Genomic DNA, 21,559 nt, shown 5'->3' on the forward strand with positions numbered 1-21,559 from the left:
CTTTTTTTTATTTTCAAAATTCCGTACCTTTTTAGAATGAAAAATTACACTGTAAACCGCATCGAAAAAAACATTTTGCAAATAAATGGTTTAGGAGATAATCCTTTTTGGAAGAAAGCAGAAATCCTAACCGATTTTATTTCTCCCTGGGATGAAGCACAACCTGAAAAAATTGAGTTCAGAGCCTTATGGGATCTTGAAAAAATTTATTTTTCGTATAAAGTTTATGATAGTAATGTTCATATTGATAAAAAAGACGATTCAGTTGACAGTATTGCAGAGTCTGACCGGGTGGAGATTTTTTTCAGGACAGATGAAGCACTAAATCCGTATTACTGTTTAGAAATTGATCCTACGCCACGAATCATGGATTTCATTGCATATCCCGGCAAAAAATTTGATTATGACTGGAATTGGCCTGAAAATGATATTGAAGTAAAATCACATACAAAAGAAGATCATTTTGTGGTTGAAATTGCGATCAGTATTCAGTCGCTTAAAAACTTCCATTTAATTAAAAACAACAATACAATCGAAGCCGGACTTTACCGCGCAAAATACAAAAAACAGGAAAACAAACTTTTTGAACCTACCTGGATTTCCTGGATAAACCCCAATACAGAAACACCTAATTTTCATATAGCCAGTTCTTTTGGTACGTTGACTTTAGTTTAATTGTGGATTTTAAACAATTAAAAATTGAGAATTAAAAATTAAAATTATTTCAGGCTGATTTCTAAGTGTTGACAACTATTTGTCAGGATGAGCGGAGTCGGAATGTCAGGCTGAGCGGAGTCGAAGCCCGCGTGCCAAATGGAGCGCCCTTCGACTTCGCTCAGGGTTACAAACGTTGAAAACAAATCTGCGAGATCTGCAAAATCTGCGGGAAAAAAATGCTAAGGCTTATAAAAAATAATCCTTAGCATTTTCAGTATTGATAATATCAATTGGCAAAAGTTTCTCTGCGCTAATTTCTTTTTCAAAAATAAAATGTTCGATCAGACTTGTTGTTCCCAAATAAGCTTGTCTTTTCGGATTTTGATGAATCAAAAAGTCAATCGTTTTATTGTTGAGATATTCCAGATTATTCTCTAGTAAATCATAACCTACAAGAGCAATTTTTCTTTCCGGATTTTTAGCAATAATTTTTGCTACCTGATAAGCTTTTGAAGTCGTTACAAAAAGACCTTTAATATTAGGATTTGTTTCTAAGTATTCTTTTAGCGTGGTTTTAAACTGAGGATGTTTTACTTTGAAGGTTTTAATTTCGAATTTTCCTTTTTCCACCGTATCAAAATAATCCCTGAAACCTTTTTCTTTTTCCTGCATGTGAATGGCGTTTTCATAATCTTCATCGATATGGACGATGGCGATTGTTCCTTGCTGAATCAGTAATTCGAGTAATCGTGCAGCAATTCTTCCGCTTTGAAATAAATCCTGCCCCACAAAACTTTTGATGGAACTCGACTTAAGCTGGTTATTGAAAATACTCGAAATAATGCCTTTAGAATTATAGGTTTCAATAGCCTCATTTGCTTCTTTATGAAATAACGGAACTAATAAAACTGCATCCGGAGAAGCATCTAAAACCGCTTTATTCGTTTCTACAAACGATGCTGTGCTTGTGGCATCAAACAAGAAAATTTCAACCTTAACATTAAAAGATTTAAATTCTTTTTTGGCATCATTTATTCCATCGATGCAAGGCTGCCAATACGGATCATTTTTAGAATCAGGAAGCAAAACACATATGGAATAAATTTGTGTCTTTTTTAAACTTCTGGCCATCAAATTAGGCTGATAATCAATCTTATCTAAGACTTCGTTTACTCTTTCAAGAGCATCCTGAGAGACTTTTCCTCTTTTATGCAAAACGCGATCTACAGTGCCTTTAGAGACGCCTGCCAGTTCTGCAATATCCTTAATTGTATAAATTTTTTCCATATAAAAACAAATATATATAAAAATCGAATATCAGTAAATATTAAATTTTATGTGTTCGAAAACATTTTAATTGTGTTCGAGCACATTTTAACACAATTTTCTTTTTTTATAGAATATTAATATATATTTTAGCCGAATATTAATGATATAGTTTATGATATTAACATGAATATTGTCAGATTAATATTTATTTTTCAATTTATTAGTGAAGTTGTCAATGTTGAATTACATTTTTACAAATTACTTTTTTGGAAGGAATTGAAAAACAAAAAAAGACCAAAACAATTAAAAATAATAAACCCATTAATACACTATTTAAATGAGCAAAAGTAAACCTACTCTCGTTATTTTGGCGGCAGGTATTGGAAGTCGATATGGAGGATTAAAACAGTTAGATACATTTACTCCGGAAGGAGACACAATAATGGACTTTTCTATATATGATGCATTGCAGGCAGGCTTTGGAAAATTTGTATTTATTATAAGCAAAAACATAGAAGAAGAATGCAAAGAAATGTTCAATAAAAAACTGGAAGGAAAAGCTGAAGTAGGATATGTTTTTCAGGAAATTGATAATGTTCCCAAACAATATCAAAATCCGGAAAGGAAAAAACCATGGGGAACCGGACATGCTTTATTAATGGCGAAAGATGAAGTAACCGAAAACTTTGCCATCATAAACGCCGATGATTTTTACGGAAGAGAAGCTTTCGAAATCATGGCAAAAGCCTTAACAGAAATGGACAAGGAATCCTATCACTTTAATATGATGGCGTATTTACTAAAAAATACTGTTTCTGATCATGGGTTTGTTTCAAGAGGAGAATGCCAGGTAGATGAAAATAATTTCCTTACTGATGTTACGGAACGCACGCACATCGAAAAAATAAATGGCAAACTAATGCGTAAAGATGATAACGGCAATTTTATTCCAATTGATGAAAACACCATTGTATCAATGAATTTCTGGGGTTTTACACCAAAATGTTTTGAATTTGGTGGCGCTCTTTTTGAGGAATTCCTGAAAGAAAACGAACACGATCTTAAAGCAGAATTCTTTATTACGTCTGTTGTAAATGAAATTTTAAAATCAGATAATGCATCGCTTGAAGTGCTTCAGTCTAATGCAAAATGGTTTGGAGTAACTTATAAAGAAGATAAGGAAATCGTAAAAAAAGAAATTGCAAAATTAAGAGCCCAAAAAGTTTATCCAACTAATCTCTGGTAATATGGCAGCAGAACATTTAAAATTTATATTCGACCAGTTCGACCATATAGAGGTTTTCAAAGGCTTTGAAGAATTAGCCTCGGGACATATCAATGATACGTATTTGGTAACAACTGATAGCCGTAAACAGTTTATTTTACAACGAATTAATGATGGCGTTTTTAAAGACGTTCCCGGACTCATTGCAAATAAGGTCAGCGTGAGCAAACACCTGCTTAAAAAACTAAAACATCTACCTGAAGCCGAACTAAAACGACGTGTATTAACTTTTATTAGTACCAAAAAAGGAATTTTCTATTATCAGGATAATGAAGGGAACTTCTGGAATATGATGATTTATATTGAAGGAAGTTTAACTTTTGAAACCGTTAATAATGAGGAAATTGCTTATGAAGGAGGAAAACTTTTTGGTGAATTTTTAAATCTTACCAGTGATTTTGATGCCAGAAAACTAATAGAGGTCATTCCGAATTTTCATAATATGGCGTTTCGTTATTCGCAGTTTGATATTGCTTTAAAAGAAGCCTCGGAACAAAGAAAAGATCAAGCCAAAAACTGCATTGATCTCGTGCATGAACTGAAAGAAGAAATGCATGTTTTGCAGCATTTAAAAGATGCCGGAAAAATAAAACTTCGCGTTACGCACAACGATACCAAAATATCAAACGCGCTTTTTGATACAGATAAAAAAGGACTCTGCGTGATTGATACTGACACAGTTATGCCTGGAATTATTCATTATGACTTTGGCGATGCGATCAGAACGATTTGCAACACAGCAGCCGAAGATGAAAAAAAGCTGGAGCTTGTCAATTTCAACCTGCAGTATTACAAAGCGTATGTAAAAGGCTTTCTCGAAAAAACCAATTCGTCACTTTCTTTATTAGAGATCAAGTATTTACCGCTTGGTGCTAAAACCATGGTATTTATTATGGCATTGCGTTTTTTGACTGATTTTTTAAATGATGACATTTATTATAAAACAGAATATCCGGAGCACAATCTGAACCGTTCGAAAAATCAGTTTAAGTTAATCGAAAGTCTTTCGGAACAATTTAAGGAAATGGAAGATTATAATTTGAATTTCATTGGATCATTAAAATAAAAAGAATGAAAAAATATGTAATTACCGGAGGTGCGGGTTTTATAGGAAGCCACATTGCCGAACATTTATCAAAAGAAGGACATAAGGTTATCATATTGGATAGTCTGAGAACAGGATTTGAACACAATCTAAATGGATTAGATGTAGATTTTGTGAAAGGCGATATTCGCGATGAAAATTTAGTAAATGAATTAGTAAGTGGAGCATCAGGAATTTTTCACCTCGCAGCTTTGGTGAGCGTTCCTGAATCGCTTTTGAAAATAAAAGAATGTATCGAAATCAATACCATCGGAACCATCAATATTCTGGAAGCGGCGAAAAATAATGCAGGTTGCAAAGTTGTACTTTCAACATCTGCGGCCAATTACGGAAATAATCCCGTTTTGCCAAAAGTAGAAACCATGTTTCCTGAACCTATGACGCCCTATGCGATCACCAAATTAGACGGAGAATATTATTTGAAAATGTATCTCGATCAATATCAGGTTCCAACTGCATCTTTGCGTTATTTTAATGTTTTTGGTCCGCGCCAAAATCCGGAATCGGCTTATGCGGCTGCGGTGCCTATTTTCATAAACAAAGCGCTTCAAAACGAACCGATTACCATTTACGGAGACGGATTGCAAACCCGTGATTTTATTTATGTGAAAGATGTAGTAAAAGCCAATATTCTGGCTTCGCAAAAAGGAAATGAAACTTACAATGTAGCACTTGGACACAGTACTTCAGTTTTAGAATTGGCTGAAAAAATCATAAAAATCACCAATTCAAAATCCCAGATTAAATTTCTAAAAGAAAGACCGGGCGACATCAAACACTCAAAAGCAAATCCTGAAAAATTCAATCAATTGGGTTTTAAACCGGAATTTACTATCGATAAGGCTTTGGAAGAAACCATCGTTTTTTATGATCATGAATTGATCAGTAAATAAAAATCAAAAACATTAAGACAACTTTGTCAAAGTTTTAAAATTTAACAAAGCTTAAACCACACAGACTATAAGAAAAATTGCGATTTCAAAGATTTTTAATTTTTAATTCTCAATTTTTAATTAAAAAAAACAATAACTAACTCAAAACCAAAAATATGTCAGAAATCGATATTACTTTAAAAAAAGAACAAAGCAGTACTTTGATTCCAATGGTTATTTTAACGTCCTTATTTTTTATTTTTGGATTTGTAACCTGGCTCAACGGCCCATTAATTCCGTTTTTTAAACTAGCTTGTGAGTTAACCGAATCACAATCGTATTTTGTGACTTTTGCGTTTTACATTGCTTATTTTGTAATGGCAATTCCGTCCTCGTTTTTAATCGAAAAAGTAGGTTACAAAAACGGAATTTCATTAGGATTATTGGTCATAGCCGTTGGAGCCTTATTGTTTTATCCCGCCGCTGCAACAAGAACATTTATTTTTTTCCTGATTGCTTTATTCGTAATGGGAACGGGTTTGGCGATATTACAAACCGCTGCAAATCCGTATGTTGTCGTGATTGGTCCGCGCGAAAGTGCCGCGGCCAGAATCAGCGTGTTAGGAATTGCCAATAAACTGGCGGGATTTCTGGCGCCTTTATTATTAACGGCATTAGTATTATCAAATATTGGAGATTATTCTGCAGATAAAATTGCTGTAATGACGTCCGTTCAAAAAGAAAGCGCACTTGATTTATTAGCCTTGCAATTGCAAACGCCTTACTTATACATGGCTGCAATTATGTTGGTTTTGGCAGTTTTGGTAAAGTTTTCTCCACTTCCTGAAATCAATCTGGATAATGAAGGACAAGTAGAACATTTAAGCATTTTCAAACAAATAAAAGAAGCGTTCAAACATCCGCAATTGGTTTTTGGTGTAATTACTTTAATGGTTTATATCGCCGCCGAAGTTTTGGCTGGAGATTCTATTGGAGGTTTCGGAAAACAACTGGGCGTTTATGGAGAAAACGGTTCGTTTTATCTTAAACTAACATCGTTTACCATGACTGCAATGGTTGTGGGTTATATTTTAGGAATTACATTGATTCCGAAATACGTTTCGCAGGTTTTTGCTTTAAAAATATCCGGATTTTTAGGAATTATTTTAGTTGCCTCAATCGTTATACTTTCCCCAGAAATTATGGTTCAGTTGCCGGGAATTCCGCAATTGCCGGTAATTGTTCTTTTGGTTGCCCTTTTAGGTTTGGCCAATGCACTTTGCTGGCCGGCGATTTGGCCAATGGCACTTCAGGATTTGGGCGGGTTTACAAAAATTGGGGGTGCAATACTGATTATGGGAATTATTGGCGGAGCTGTTTTTCCGTTGTTTTACGGTTTATTGGCAGACCATATCAATACCTCAAATGCAGCTGCAGGAATTACTGAAACAGCGAAAAGTGGTAATCAGGTAGCGTACTTAATTTTATTGCCGGCTTATTTGATGATTGTGTTTTTTGCCTTTAAGGGGCATAAATACAGAAGCTGGAAAAGTTTTTAGTCTCAGGTTTCAGGTTTCACCCAAAGTTGTCATTTCGACGGAGGAGAAATCACACTAGTTTTCACCTCAAAGTTTGTCATTCCGAGGAACGAGGAATCTCCGCAAGAAACTCCACACAGAAAATCGTCAATCTTTGTCGAGTTTCTCGCGAAGATCCTTCCTCCGTCAGGATGACAAGATTGGGAAATAATCTCGCAGAGCTTTGTCAAAGTTTCAAACTTTGACAAAGCTTAAATAAACATAACATTTCATTTCAAGATCACACCTAAGCATTCAAATTCACTATTTGACAATGCTCAGCTCAACTTATGCCTTTTTTTATCCCAAAAGGCAATTCAAAAATTAAAGAAAAAAACATAATAAAATACATTTCAAAATGATAAAAAGTAAAATCGATAAAGCAACAGGATTCGAAAAGCGATTCGAAAATATCAATACTGTTGTTTTTGAAAATTCGTCAGAAGCGTCAAAAGCGGTTGCCCAGGAAATTGCAGCTTTAATTCAGTCAAAACAAAAAGAAAACAAACCTTGTATTTTAGGTTTGGCAACCGGTTCTTCCCCAAAAGGATTGTATGCCGAACTGGTTCGACTTCATAAAGAAGAAGGATTGAGTTTTAAAAACGTAATCAGTTTTAATCTGGATGAATATTATCCAATGGAACCCAACTCAATCAACAGCTACGTTCGTTTTATGAAAGAATTACTCTTTGACCACGTCGATATTTTACCTGAAAATGCCCATGTTCCGGACGGACTTTTAACCAAAGAACAAATCGCGGATTATTGCCACGAATACGAAGCTAAAATTGAAGCTTTGGGCGGAATTGATTTTCAGATTCTGGGAATTGGAGGAAACGGACATATCGGTTTCAACGAATCGGGTTCGCTTCAAAACTCCAAAACACGTTTGGTGGCTTTGGACCATATTACAAGAGTTGCGGCAAGCAAAGATTTCTTCGGATTGAGCAATACACCAAGAACAGCAATCACCCTTGGAGTGAAAAAAATCATGGAAGCCAAACAAGTTATTTTATTGGCTTGGGGAGAAGGAAAGGCCAATATTGTAAAAAAATCGGTAGAAGATGAAGTGACCAATCGCGTGCCGGCTTCTTTTTTACAGGAACATAATAATGCTGTTTTTGTTTTGGACAAGGAAGCTTCTTCAAAATTAACGAGAATCAACAAACCATGGCTGGTAGAAAAAGTAACCTGGACAGACAAACTGACAAGAAAAGCTGTTTTGGGACTGGCGCTTCAGCTTAAAAAACCTATTTTAATGCTGACCGATGCCGATTATATCGAACACGGAATGAGCGATTTACTGGCAGATTCCGGACCTGCGTACGATATCAATATTAAAATATTCAATAAATTACAAAATACCATTACAGGCTGGCCGGGAGGAAAACCAAATGCAGATGATTCAAATAGACCGGAAAGGGCAGAACCAGCTAAAAAACGCGTCTTGATTTTCAGTCCGCATCCTGATGATGATATTATCAGCATGGGAGGAACTTTCATGCGCTTGCAGGAACAGGGGCATGAAGTGCACGTAGCGTACCAAACCTCCGGAAATATCGCTGTGGCGGATGATGAAGCTTTAAGATTCGCAAGATTCGTTATTGATTACAATGAGAAATTCGGAATCAAAAGTGAGGAAGCGGATAACATTTATCAAAAAGCACAAACCTTTTTAGAGAATAAAAAGAACAGTGAAATTGATATTCCGGAAGTACGATATATTAAAGGATTAATCAGAAAAGGCGAGGCAAGGGCAACAAGCCATTTTGTTGGACTAACTGATGATCAGATTCATTTTATGGAATTGCCTTTTTATGAAACCGGAACTATCGAGAAAAAACCTATCGGAAAAGAAGATATTCAACTGACGATGGATTTGATCGAGAAAATAAAACCACACCAAATCTACGCTGCAGGAGATTTAGCAGATCCACATGGAACCCATAAAGTTTGCCTTGATGCTATTTTTGAAGCCGTAAAAGCCCTGAAACCAAAACCGTTTATGGACGACTGCTGGCTGTGGTTATACCGCGGCGCATGGCAGGAATGGGGAATTGACGAAGTGGAAATGGCCGTACCCATGAGCCCGGATCAGGTATTGGCAAAACGTCACGGAATCTTCAAACACCAATCCCAAAAAGACGGGGTTGTTTTTCAGGGAACTGATGCCCGCGAATTTTGGCAAAGAGCCGAAGACAGAAATGCAGAAACCGCAGCCGTTTACCAACAAATGGGATTAGCGAGTTACGCGGCTATGGAGGCGTTTGTGAGATGGCACTTTTAAAGTGCTAAGGTACTGAGATGCTAAGTTTCTAAGTTTAGCCACAGATTAAAAAGATTTTCACACAAAGCTTTGCGGCCTTTGCACTGAAAATTCAGCTAAACAACTTTGCGAACTTTGCGTAAAACTTTGTGCACTTTGCGGTTAATTTTTTAGCCACAAATTTCACAAATTTTCACAAATTAAACGTGGCATAAAAAAATCTTTCTAATCCTTTTAATCTGTGGCAAAAAACAATAAATAATTTAAAATAAAAATGGCTTTAATAAAATCAATTTCAGGAATAAGAGGCACGATTGGGGGAGTTGTCAATGAAAATTTGACTCCCGTGAATGCCGTAAAATTTGCTGCAGCGTATGGAATGTGGCTCAAAGGAGAAAATTCGAATAAAACATTAACTATTATTTTAGGAAGAGATGCCCGAATTTCGGGAGAAATGATCAGTAATCTGGTTGCTAATACGCTTACAGGTTTGGGAATTAACGTGATAGATATTGGTTTATCAACTACGCCAACGGTTGAAGTTGCCGTAACACTGGATAATGCTGATGGCGGAATTATCATCACGGCCAGTCACAATCCAAAGGAATGGAACGCCTTAAAATTACTAAATGAAAAAGGGGAATTTCTAAACGCTGTTGAAGGAGAAAAAATCCTGAAAATTGCTGAAGAAGAATCTTTTCTATTTGCAGAAGTAGACGATTTAGGAAGTTATGAAAAGAAAGAAGGTTATATCAATCGACATATTGAAGAAGTTTTAAAATTGGCTTTAGTAGATGTTGAAGCCATCAAAAAGGCAAATTTTAAAGTGGTTGTCGATGCAGTGAATTCAACGGGCGGAATTGCGATTCCGGCTTTGCTGGAAAAACTGGGAGTGGAATGCATCAAATTATATTGTGATCCAAACGGCCATTTTCCTCATAATCCCGAGCCTTTAAAAGAACATTTGACTGATATTTCAGCTTTGGTCGTGAAAGAAAAAGCGGACTTTGGGATTGTCGTAGATCCTGATGTTGACAGGCTGGCAATAATTTGTGAAGACGGTTCGATGTTTGGCGAAGAATATACATTGGTGGCCTGCGCCGATTATGTTCTCGGTAAAACAAAAGGAAATACGGTTTCTAATTTATCTTCCTCCAGAGCATTGAGAGATGTTACTTTAAAACATAACGGGAATTATCAGGCGAGCGCTGTTGGCGAAGTGAACGTGGTTGAATTGATGAAAACTTCCAATGCGATTATTGGCGGTGAAGGCAATGGAGGTATTATTTATCCGGCGGCACACTACGGAAGAGATTCTTTAGTAGGCGTTGCCTTGTTTTTGTCGCATTTGGCACACGTTAAAATTTCGTGTAAAACCCTTCGCGAAAGCTATCCGGATTATTACATGAGTAAAAGTAAAATTGAGTTGACACCGCAAATTGATGTGGATGGAATTTTGGAAAAAATAGCTCAAAAATTTAGTGACAAAAAACCGAATTCTATAGATGGAATCAAAATTGATTTTGAGGAAGAATGGGTGCATTTAAGAAAGTCAAATACAGAACCGATTATTAGAATTTATACAGAAAGTATTTCGCAGAAAAAAGCAGATGAATTAGCAGATAAATTCATCAATGAAATTAAAGGTTTGATATAATTATTCTTTGGAGAAAAATGAGCTTTTTCTAATTGTGATTATTATTTCAAAATACGATTAAACAGTTGATTTAGATCTGTCAATATTAATTTTTATTGCATTTTTTAATTAAATGAATATCAAATTAAAAGCAGTAATTTTTGAAATAAAATTAATTTTTAATGATAATTATTTGAATTCTTACTTAGTGAAAAATGAAAATAAGTAAGAATTTAATAATACTTTTTCTAAAAAATGTGTTCGAAAACACTTTTTTTATGTGCACGAACACATTTTTCTGATTTTACCATTGTTTATTAAAAAATATTATTTAGTTTAGCCAAAAGTAAGTTAAAATAATACCTTTTTTCAGTCTGATTTTAAGTTGAAAATGAGTTTCGATAAGTAGAAAAAAAAGATAGAAAAATAAAAAATACAGATTTAGAAAAGTCATTAAGTTGTTGAGAATGAAATGATCATTAAATCCAAAATAAAGCATACAGAAAAAAATAAATAACCAAGCAAAACAAAAAACAAAAACCCACAAAAATTATGGAACCAAAAAGAACATAACCTGAACCTTTTCGCTTTGCGTTTTTTAAAATTCCTAACCATTTTTTATTCACGCAAAGCATGCTTTTCACATTAACCATTAAACTAACCAGAATAATATGAAAAAAAGTAACAAGTTACCAGATAGTAACTATCAGGAATTAAAATTTAATTTAAAAACAATAATTACAGTTTTAGTCCTTATAGTTTCTGTTGTTAAGGTAAATGCGGCATCGTCCACGGATAGCGGCAAAAAAACAGCAATTACAAATAATAAATCAGAAGCCGATATTATCATCAAAGGTGTTGTTCTGGATGAATTAGGACAACCTATGATTGGCGTAACAATTGTTCCGAAAGGAGCATCAAGGGGAGCAACAACTGATTTTGACGGAACATTTACAATTGTGGTTCCTGCCAACACACAAGCTTTAGTATTTTCTTATGTAGGATATGACAGCCAGGAAGTTGTGATAACAAACCAAACCAATATTAAAGTTTCTATGGTGCCGGTTTCAAAAACTTTAAATGAGGTAGTCATTGTAGGTTACGGAACTCAGAAAAAGAAAAATGTTTTGGGTGCGATATCTTCTGTAAAGGGAGAATCACTTACTTTATCTTCTGCACCATCAGTTTTAACAGGTCTTCAGGGAAAAGTTGCTGGTTTGCAAATTACGCAAAATAGTGCACAGCCAGGTGGAGGATTTAATATTCAGATTCGTGGGGCAGGTTCTATTAATGCAAGTAACCAGCCACTGGTAGTTGTTGACGGTTTTCCGATAACAGATTTTGGACAGCCAAGTACCGGAAATCGCTATGATGGCGGTACGCAGGGGATTTTAAATTCCTTCAACCCAAATGATATCGAATCTATTGAGGTTTTAAAAGATGCGAGTTCTACCGCTATTTATGGTGCGAGAGCCGCAAATGGTGTCATTTTAATTACTACTAAAAAAGGAAAAGAAGGCGAAGTAAGAGTAGATTATTCCGGTTCATATTCATATCAAAAATACAATGATAGTTATGATGTCCTGGATTTGAAGGAATGGATGCAATTAAGAAATGATTCTTCCCGAGAAAGATGGGAATTTGATAATAAAGTTTATCCATACTCTTCAAAAACACTGGAAGAAGCAAATGCTGCTCCGGTTAACGGAATTCCGTACAAAAGGATCTATTCTGATGAGCAAATCAGAAATGCAGGACCAGGAACGGATTGGTTGTCACTAGTAACAAGAGACGGAATGGTACAACAGAATAACTTGTCATTAAGAGGAGGAACTCAGTCTACCAAATATTTCTTATCGGGAAATATGTTTAATCAGGAAGGGGTTATAAAAAATGCAGGTATAAAAAGAACTTCAGTGCATTTTAGTCTGGATCAAAAGATCAATGATTACATCAATTTAGGAATGAATTTAACCAAAAGCAGAATTAAAAATCAAAATTCTCAATTGGGTGGACAATTTAATAAAGAGACAGGACAAGAAGTATCTCAATTCGAAAATTCAGGAATTATCAGATCGGCAATTCAGCAAAGCCCAATTATCCCGGCTATAGATGAATTTGGAAAATATCCGATTAATCCGCTGAGCTCTCAGGAACCAAATCCATATTCATTACTTACCATTTCTGACGAAGGACTTGTAGACAGAACTCTGACAAATTTTTATGCAGAAGTTAAGCCGATAGAAGGATTAACTGCCAGATTTCAGGTAGGTTTTGATCAGGGAAATTCAAGTAGAAATACATACTTGCCGAGAACTACACTTTATGGAGAGAAAGAAAATGGGAAAGCTTCGATCAATACAGGAAAAAAAGATGATGACTTATTTGACTTTACTTTAAACTATGCCAAAAAAATTGGACAGGATAATAATTTTAGTTTACTGGTAGGATATTCAAGACAAACTTACCGCTTAGAAACTTCTTCGTTAGGAAACAGCAATTTTATTACCGACTCGTTTTTGTGGAATAATATGAATGCAGGAGCAGGAACGAAAATAACAGCTTCTTCAAAACATGAAAATAATTTCATCTCGTATTTTTCAAGATTTAATTATTCATACAAAGACAAATATATCCTGACCTCTACAATACGTCGTGATGGTGCGAGTGTATTTGCTAAAAACAATAAATATGGTCTTTTTCCATCGATCGCTGTTGGTTGGGATGTGGCTCAGGAATCATTCATGAAATCAATACCTGATTATATTTCGCAATTAAAATTTAGATTTGGATATGGACAAACCGGTAATGCCGATATTACTACCACTGAAATTGCAGGAAGTGCTTTTGGAGCATTTTATGCACAGCCGGCTTATTTAAATCCGGACGAGTCAATTTTAATTGGTGTATTGCCTTCAAGACTTGAAAACCCTGATTTGAAATGGGAAACAACAACAGAGAAAAACTTTGGTCTTGATTTTGAAATATTAAACAGAAGAGTTTACGGATCATTTGAAATTTACGACAGAGTGGTTTCAGACCTATTGAATTTAAAACCTATCAATAGTTATCATGAAGTAAATCAGGTTTGGGCAAATATAGGAAAGACACAAAGTAAAGGTATCGAACTTACTTTAACTACTGTAAATATTAATCGTCCTGATTTTAAATGGAGAAGTACATTTACTTATTCTAAATTTAAAACGAGATGGAAAGAAAGAGCGCCAGACTGGAAACCATCTGTTTATATGAGTTATAATGATCCGGTTCGAGCACAATACAGTCAGTTATCTGATGGCGTTATGCAAATTGGAGAAGTAGTTCCTGCACAACCGGACCTTTATCCGGGACAAATAAAAATCAAGGATGTAAATGGTTTTGTTAGAGATAATGCTGGAAACCCGGTAACAGATGAAAAAGGAATATTTTTAAGAACCGGTGCAGCTGATGGTAAAATTGATGAAGCTGATTACGTTTTACTGGGTTCAGCAGATCCTGATTTTGTTGCAGGTTTGAGTAATACGATAATTTATAAAAATTTTCAGCTTAATTTCCAGTTTAATGGAATGTTTGGAAGAAAAATTGTTGACCAGACGGACTTTACTTATGGCGTATCTGCAGATGGAGTAGCGCAATATGGAAGAAATGCAACAACAGCCATCTATAACAGATGGACACCTGATAATCCTACCAATACACGTCCGAGTTCTAATTATGGATATACACAATACGGATCTGGGGATTTCTTCCTGCAGGACGCTTCATTTGTTCGTTTACAAAGTGTATCGTTAACCTATAATTTTCCAAAGAAATGGTTTGGAAAATACATGCAGGGTGCTGCTATCAGACTGGATGGACAAAACCTTTTTACCATAACAAAATATGATGGTGTTGATCCTGAAACAGATGGTTATGCAGCAGCGTATCCAAATGTAAAAACATATACAGTGGGAGTTGATCTTAAGTTCTAATAAAAAAGATATGAAAAATTTAAAAAATTATACAATAGTATTATTGATGCTTGTACTCTCAGGATGCAGCGAAGATTTAGAATCTATAAACTTTGATGAGATTAATCCTGCTATATTTCCTACTTCGGAAGCAGATATTCAAGCTATTGTAGTTTCAGCATATTATCCTCTTAGAGGTGCATACGCAAATGGAATACATTCTACTTCAGAAAATGGGCTGATGTTTATTTCAGATGCTACAACCGAAATTCTTCAGGGTCCTTATGGAGTGCAACAAGAAGCCTCATTGCATAGTTATAAAGCAACTTCAACAAGTTTTACACGATTTTATGATGTTTTTTATAACAAAATAAGCGGTATGACTTTAAGTATCGACAGAATTGAAAAATCCAAAGTAAATGAACTGGTAAAGAAACAAGCCATTGCCGAAATTAAATGTGCGCGAGGATTATTAGCCTATGAACTTTTTGATTTGTACGGTCCCATTGTAGTCGCTCCACTTGAAATATTGCAAAATCCTCTTAAAGAAGAGCCTTTAGCAAGACTTTCTAATGCTGATATGGTAAGTTTTATCGAAAATGATCTTAAGGCTGCCGCAGTAGATTTACCAGCACCAGACAAAGCTGTTTATGGAAGATTTAGCCAGGGAATGGCGAGAATGGTATTGATAAGACTATACCTTCACGAAAAAAGATGGGCAGAAGTTGAAGAACAAGCCAATGCAATTATTGGCATGAATTATTATGGTCTTCAGGATGATTATGTTGGTTTATGGGGATTAACGGCACCAACTACCAGTAAAGAAGTGATTTGGGCAGTTCCGGCAGATTACGCAGGAACAAGCGAAAACCAATGGCAAATGATGTCATTACCGGCTAATTTTCCAGGTCGTGGCGGTTATGGGACTATTCAGAGTTCATGGAAATTTTATGATTCTTTTGAAAGCACAGATATTCGCAGAACAGCACTTATTGCAGAATATACAGGTACAGACGGTGTTACATATAACAGAGCCAATCCTGGTAATAACATGCAGTTAGGACCAATTCCGTTAAAAATTCATCCTGATGCAGCAAGAACTACGGCTTTGACTACAGTTGATATTATTATTTATCGTTATGCCGATGTATTATTGTCAAAAGCGGAAGCGATTGTAAACAAAACCGGAACTCCAACTCAGGAAGCGATTGATTTGGTAAATGTTGTGAGAAGAAGAGCTAAAATTAGTGAAATTGAATTGGCTGATTATAACACATTAGCAAGTTTTAATGACATGATTTTATTAGAAAGATCACATGAATACTGGTGTGAAAACGGACAATACCGTTCTGATTTAATCAGACATGGAAAGTTTACAGAACATGCTCTTTCATTAAATGGTTCAGCCAGTCAAAGTGAGCCTTATAAAGCTTTATTTCCATTTTCATTGGCAAAAATAAGTGAAGGAAAAGGGAAGTTTATTCAAAACCTGGGATATAATTAATTTCTTTTTAAGAAGGATTCAAATAATGATTAATCAGATAATTTAATTATAAAAAACATGAAACATATATTGATAATATTTTGCCTTTTATTAAATCTTGCCTCAAGCTGCCAGAGCGATGGAGGAGGAGATAATAAGGAAGAAATAGCCGGAGAAGAAAAAGTAACGTATGCTGTTTCTAACGAAGTTTTCACTAATCCGGAGCGTGGCTTTATGCATACCTGGCAGGTAAATTCTGAAGGAGCGGCGATAACCGCGACGTCTTTGGCAAACCTGAAAAAAGAAAATGTAAGCCTTATTTTGCGTTTGTATTATTTAGAGAAATTTAAAACGACTCCTCTAAGCCAGACACAGCTGGATCTTATAAAAACCGATTTTGCACGTTTGAGAGAATCAGGCTTAAAATGTGTTTTACGTTTTGCTTATACCGATGCTCAGGATGGAACTGATGCTTCTGTTGCTGTTATCTCCGGACATTTAGATCAGCTAAAACCCATTTTAGAAGACAATAAAGATGTGATTGCTTTTGTTCAGGCGGGTTTCGTTGGCGCTTGGGGAGAATGGTATTATACCACTAATCAATTGACTACACCGGCAAACAAAAAACTGATTTTGGATAAACTTTTGGAAACTTTTCCTAAAGAAATTAAAATTCAGGTAAGAACGCCAAAAATAAAACAAGATTTCGTAGCCACTACAACTGCAATGGATGCCACTGTGGGTTACGGAAACACAAATACAGCCCGTTTAGGTTTTCATAATGACTGTTTTATGGCAAGTGTTGATGATTACGGAACGTATCAAAATGTAACAACTGAAAAAACGTATGTAAGTAATGAAGCCCTTTTTGTCCCAACAGGAGGAGAAACATGCCCGCCAACAGACGTTCCTGTTGCAAGCTGCAGTATTGCAGAGAAAGAAATGACGCTCTTAAAATGGACGTATTTAAATCTCGATTATTACGGTTCGGTTTTGCAGGAATGGAGAAACAACAATTGTTTTGCTGATTTTGAAAGAAAGTTAGGTTACAGATTGGCACTGGCTTCTTCGAGTGTTACTAAAGAAGTTGCCGTAAATGGAACTTTAGAAGTTAATGCGGTAATTAATAATTCTGGTTTTGCGCCTGTTTACAATCCTAAAAATGCTTATTTAATTTTAAGATCTACTTCAGGCGGAACAGTTTACAAGAAAAAATTAAGCTTTGATGTTAGAAAAGTTGTTCCAAGAGTAGCTTTTAATTTAAGCGAAAAAGTGAGCTTATTAGACGTTCCTGCCGGAACATATGAATTACTTCTGAAGATAGAAGACAGTTCTTCAAAATTGAGTGAGCGACCAGATTATTCTATTCGTCTTGCCAATACAGGATTGTGGGAAGCTGCTACAGGATTCAATAAATTATCACAAACGGTTATCATTAAATAGTTCTTAAAACATTTAAACCAAAAACCATGAAAAAAATAAAATTAACCCAATACATAACAATGCTGGTGGCGTTGTTATTGCTAACGGCTTGTTCCAGCGACAGTTCATCTTCGGATTCTGCGACAAAGCCTACAGCCGATTTTTCATTTACCAATGATGGAAGTACGTTTACTTTTACCAATCTTTCTACAAACGGAACCAAATACAGATGGGATTTTGGAGATCTTTATTATCTGTCAAGCGAAAAAAATCCGGTATATACGTATCAAATAGGAGGTGAAATCAGGGTTTCGCTAACCGTTACAAACGACGCCGGAGAAGAAGCTTTTATCACAAAAGTAATATCTGCACCACCTATAAAAATCATCGATATCATAATTGACGGTGATTTTAAAGATTGGGATGATGTTGCCGTAACAGATGAAAATACATCCGGAAATGGATCTATCCAAAAAATTAAAATTTGGGCAAAAGGGCCAAATGTAAATGTGTATTTGGAAGGAAACAAAAAGATGCAGCTTGAATTGGTAGACATGTTTATCAATACTGATGGTAATACACAAACCGGATTTTTACATGCCAATTGGGCTGAAGGTTCTGGAGCAGAATTTTTATTTGAAGGTCCTATGGTAACGAACGGATGGGGAGCATTTTACAAACATACAGATCCTAGTGGAGGCTGGGGTTGGGAGGCTATTGCAGGTTCCGGAGCGAATTTAAAAGCATCGGCACTTATAAGTCTTAATGATACCACAAATGCTATGGAATTTAGTATTCCGAAAACACAGCTGGGAACTTTAACAGGTTCTATAGGAATTGCGATTACCGAGATGACGGGCGGATGGGCAGCCGTTGCCAACTTCCCTGAAGCACCAAAATTCTCAACCTTAAAATTGTAGTTTGTCATCGATAGCCTGTCAAAATTGCCATTAGATGGAAAGTTTTTTGAAGTGAGGTCATTTTAAATCTAATGGCATGAGCTATCGAGTTGCCATATTTTAAAAGCAATCCTTGATTTTACTATTGAGGATTGCTTTATAAAAATTCAATTATAAAGAAATAATAAAAAATGGATAAGAGCACAACGCACAACCGATTGATGTCCGTAGATGTTCTGCGGGGATTTGATTTATTAATGATAATCGTTGCAGATCGTTTTTTCTATAACTTAAATACAGCGGCTAAAACTAATTTTACCAAAACCCTGGCAGATCAGTTTGAACATCCGGAATGGATTGGTTTTCATTTGTATGATGTGATAATGCCCTTGTTTCTGTTTGTGGTTGGAGTTGTGATTCCGTTTTCATTAGGAAAAAGAAGTACCGAATCAGGATCTGATCGTAAATTATATTCTCACATTTTTAGGCGATTTGTAATTCTGTTTATTTTGGGATGGATTGTACAGGGAAATTTACTATTTCTGGATCTTTCAAAATTTCAAATATTCAGTAATACACTTCAGGCCATCGCAGTAGGTTATTTATTTTCCTGTATTGCTTACATCAATTTATCTAAAAAAGGAAGATATATTTTCTTTGTAACATGTCTTATTTTATACGCCGTTTTATTATCTGTTCCGAATTTCTTCGGACATCCTTTTGAATTATTACCCAATAAAAATCTCCCAATTTATATTGACCAGCAGGTTTTTGGACGCTTTTATGATCAGACACAATATTCATGGCTCTTAACTGGTTTAGGTTTTACGGCCACCACAATGTCGGGATTGTTTGCAGGAGAATTGCTTCTGTCTCCTTTATCCAGACAAAAAATTGCCAGCTATCTTTTTATTATTGGTATAAGCGGAATCGTTTTATCATTATTGATCGGAATTTGGCATCCCATAATTAAAAAAATATGGACAAGTTCATTTGTAATATTTTCATCAGGAATAAGTTTCGTTTTGTTAGCTTTATTTTATTGGCTTGTCGATGTAAAAGGCTATACAAAGTGGGCATATCCTTTTCGAATTATTGGCCTCAACGCCATTGCCGCTTATGTTGGATCTCATGTTTTTAATTTTTCATTAATCGCCAAACAGGTTTTATTTGGTTTTGAGCAATTTACCGGAGCATATTACGATGCGTTTTGCGATTTAGCAGGTTTCGGAATCCTTTATTTCATACTTTGGTACATGCATAAAAATAAGACTTATATAAAAGTTTAGAAACGGTTGTTTATTAGAAAAGAGTATAGACAATAGAGTATAGACAAAAGAGTATAGATAATAGAGTATAGAAAAAAGAATATAGACAATAGACAATAGACAATAGATTATAGAATATAGAGTATTTTAGATCTTTATCTATGTTTGTTTAATAAGTGAAACGCCTTTTTTAGAGAACAAAATTCTATGTTTCTATGTGTTTAAATAAAACGCAAAGAATTACAACAAAACAAATTACGAGTAACTCACCTCAATAAATTATATTAAAATAAAAAAAATGAAAAGTTCAAGTTTAAAAATTATACTGATAGCTTTTTTGCTATTAAGAATTTGCGATGCTTCTTCGCAAATCATAAAAACGAAAGTACCAAAAAGAGATAAAGGTCAAACCGATGTTTTGCGTTTGGCTACACCAGCTATTCCGGTTGTTCATGTGGCCATTATTGGTTTGGGAATGCGTGGTACGGGTGCTGTTGAACGCATAACACATATTCCGGGAGTAGAAATTGTTGCGCTTTGTGATATGGTAGAAGACAGAGTAAAAGCGGCAAACGATACATTAGTAAAACACGGAAAACCAAAAGCAGAAGTGTTTTTTGGAGAAGATTCGTGGAAAAAAGTAACGGCACTTAAAAATGTTGACCTTGTTTATATTGTTACCGATTGGAAACATCACGCCAGTATCGCGGTACAAGCCATGAAAGACGGAAAGCACGTGGCTGTTGAGGTTCCCGGAGCATTAACAATGCAGGAAATCTGGGATGTCATTGATACTTCTGAAAAGACACGTAAACATTGTATGATGCTTGAAAATTGTGTGTATGATTTCTTTGAACTAACAACATTAAATATGGCACAGCAAGGTTTGTTTGGAGAAATCCTTCATGCCGAAGGTTCTTATATTCACGGACTTCAGCCTTATTGGGGAGAATACTGGAACAATTGGCGCATGGATTATAACCGCAAACACAGAGGTGATATATATCCTACACACGGAATGGGGCCGGCATGTTTAGCCTTAAATATTCACAGAGGAGATAAAATGAATTTCTTAGTTTCGATGGATACGAAAGCTGTTGGAAATCCCGCATTTATCAAAGAAAAAACAGGTGAAGTCGTAACTGATTTTAGAAACGGAGATCACACCATGACGATGATTCGTACCGAAAAAGGAAAAACGATCCAGATTCAGCATGATGTTACAAGTCCGAGACCTTACAGCAGAATGTATCAACTGACCGGAACTAAAGGTTTTGCAAATAAATATCCTGTGGAAGGATATGCAATAGATGCGAAAGAAGCAGGAGGAGAAATATCTAAAAATTATCAAAATTTAAATGCAGAAGAATTTGTATCTGAAGATGTGAAAAAGATATTAATGGAAAAATATAAAAACCCGATCGTGAAAGATATCGAAGAAATGGCCAAAAAAGTAGGCGGTCACGGAGGAATGGATTTTATAATGGACTATCGTATGTTTCATTGTTTACAACAAGGACTTCCTTTAGATATGGATGTTTATGATTTGGCCGAATGGTCTTGTCTGAGTCCGTTAACAGAAATTTCTTTGGATAACAATTCTGCTCCGGTTGAAATTCCCGATTTTACTCGTGGAGGCTGGCAAAAATTAAATACTGTTGAGTTTTCTAAATAGAAAACCTTATTAATTGTTTAGTTATATTTTGTGTTAGATTTTTAAAGCTTCTGTTTACTAACAGAAGCTTTAACTGTTTAGGATAAAGCGGTTAAATGAGTTATTCATTTAATAGTCAGGCAAATCTAAAAAGATAAAGATTTTGAAAATCCTGAATATATGGGTTTGATGACCAGCAAACCTATATGAAGGGTT

Annotated in this window: 14 protein-coding genes; 13 read left to right on the forward strand and 1 reads right to left on the reverse strand. The window is 35.3% G+C overall.

The features are described 5' to 3' along the window. Positions 1–36: 36 nt before the first annotated feature. Entirely contained in the window at positions 37–675 is a 639-nt protein-coding gene (locus tag AC3QL1_RS10310) for a carbohydrate-binding family 9-like protein (protein ID WP_492497337.1), read from the forward strand. 228 nt (positions 676–903) lie between these two features. On the opposite strand, the gene AC3QL1_RS10315 is transcribed toward AC3QL1_RS10310, so the two are convergent. Then, positions 904–1,944, reverse strand: a complete 1,041-nt coding sequence (locus AC3QL1_RS10315) for a LacI family DNA-binding transcriptional regulator (RefSeq protein ID WP_492497339.1) — start codon at positions 1,942–1,944, stop codon at positions 904–906. 319 nt (positions 1,945–2,263) lie between these two features. Between AC3QL1_RS10315 and AC3QL1_RS10320 the strand changes: the two genes are divergently transcribed. From AC3QL1_RS10320 to AC3QL1_RS10375, 12 genes are all read left to right on the forward strand, one after another. Next, on the forward strand, positions 2,264–3,172 hold the full coding sequence (locus tag AC3QL1_RS10320) for a sugar phosphate nucleotidyltransferase (protein ID WP_492497341.1): 909 nt from the start codon (positions 2,264–2,266) through the stop codon (positions 3,170–3,172). Between the two features lies 1 nt (position 3,173). Next, positions 3,174–4,277 carry a phosphotransferase enzyme family protein gene (locus AC3QL1_RS10325; protein WP_492497343.1) on the forward strand — a complete coding sequence of 368 codons (1,104 nt, stop codon included), beginning with the start codon at positions 3,174–3,176 and terminating at the stop codon, positions 4,275–4,277. A 5-nt stretch (positions 4,278–4,282) separates the two neighbouring features. After that, positions 4,283–5,209, forward strand: coding sequence for an SDR family NAD(P)-dependent oxidoreductase (locus AC3QL1_RS10330; RefSeq protein WP_492497344.1), 927 nt, complete (start codon positions 4,283–4,285; stop codon positions 5,207–5,209). 155 nt (positions 5,210–5,364) lie between these two features. Continuing rightward, positions 5,365–6,747, forward strand: a complete 1,383-nt coding sequence (locus tag AC3QL1_RS10335; RefSeq protein ID WP_492497346.1) for a sugar MFS transporter — start codon at positions 5,365–5,367, stop codon at positions 6,745–6,747. Between the two features lie 364 nt (positions 6,748–7,111). Further along, entirely contained in the window at positions 7,112–9,052 is a 1,941-nt protein-coding gene (nagB, locus tag AC3QL1_RS10340; RefSeq protein WP_492497559.1) for a glucosamine-6-phosphate deaminase, read from the forward strand. Positions 9,053–9,305: 253 nt separating this feature from the next. Next, positions 9,306–10,688 (forward strand): phosphoglucosamine mutase, encoded by a 1,383-nt coding sequence (gene glmM, locus AC3QL1_RS10345; RefSeq protein WP_492497348.1) that lies wholly within the window; start codon positions 9,306–9,308, stop codon positions 10,686–10,688. Positions 10,689–11,338: 650 nt separating this feature from the next. Beyond that, positions 11,339–14,638, forward strand: coding sequence for a SusC/RagA family TonB-linked outer membrane protein (locus AC3QL1_RS10350; RefSeq protein ID WP_492497349.1), 3,300 nt, complete (start codon positions 11,339–11,341; stop codon positions 14,636–14,638). Between the two features lie 10 nt (positions 14,639–14,648). Further along, a complete protein-coding gene (locus AC3QL1_RS10355; RefSeq protein WP_492497350.1) occupies positions 14,649–16,121 on the forward strand; it encodes a RagB/SusD family nutrient uptake outer membrane protein in 1,473 nt (490 codons plus the stop codon). Positions 16,122–16,178: 57 nt separating this feature from the next. Beyond that, positions 16,179–17,543 (forward strand): DUF4832 domain-containing protein, encoded by a 1,365-nt coding sequence (locus AC3QL1_RS10360; RefSeq protein ID WP_492497352.1) that lies wholly within the window; start codon positions 16,179–16,181, stop codon positions 17,541–17,543. A 26-nt stretch (positions 17,544–17,569) separates the two neighbouring features. Further along, entirely contained in the window at positions 17,570–18,442 is an 873-nt protein-coding gene (locus AC3QL1_RS10365) for a PKD domain-containing protein (RefSeq protein ID WP_492497354.1), read from the forward strand. 170 nt (positions 18,443–18,612) lie between these two features. Then, the gene (locus AC3QL1_RS10370; protein ID WP_492497356.1) at positions 18,613–19,710 is read left to right on the forward strand and encodes an acyltransferase family protein; all 1,098 of its coding nucleotides are present in this window, start codon (positions 18,613–18,615) and stop codon (positions 19,708–19,710) included. A 277-nt stretch (positions 19,711–19,987) separates the two neighbouring features. Beyond that, the gene (locus AC3QL1_RS10375) at positions 19,988–21,364 is read left to right on the forward strand and encodes a Gfo/Idh/MocA family protein (protein WP_492497357.1); all 1,377 of its coding nucleotides are present in this window, start codon (positions 19,988–19,990) and stop codon (positions 21,362–21,364) included. Positions 21,365–21,559: the final 195 nt, after the last annotated feature.

It is taken from the genome of Flavobacterium sp. GW823-FHT04A11 (assembly GCF_058796535.1).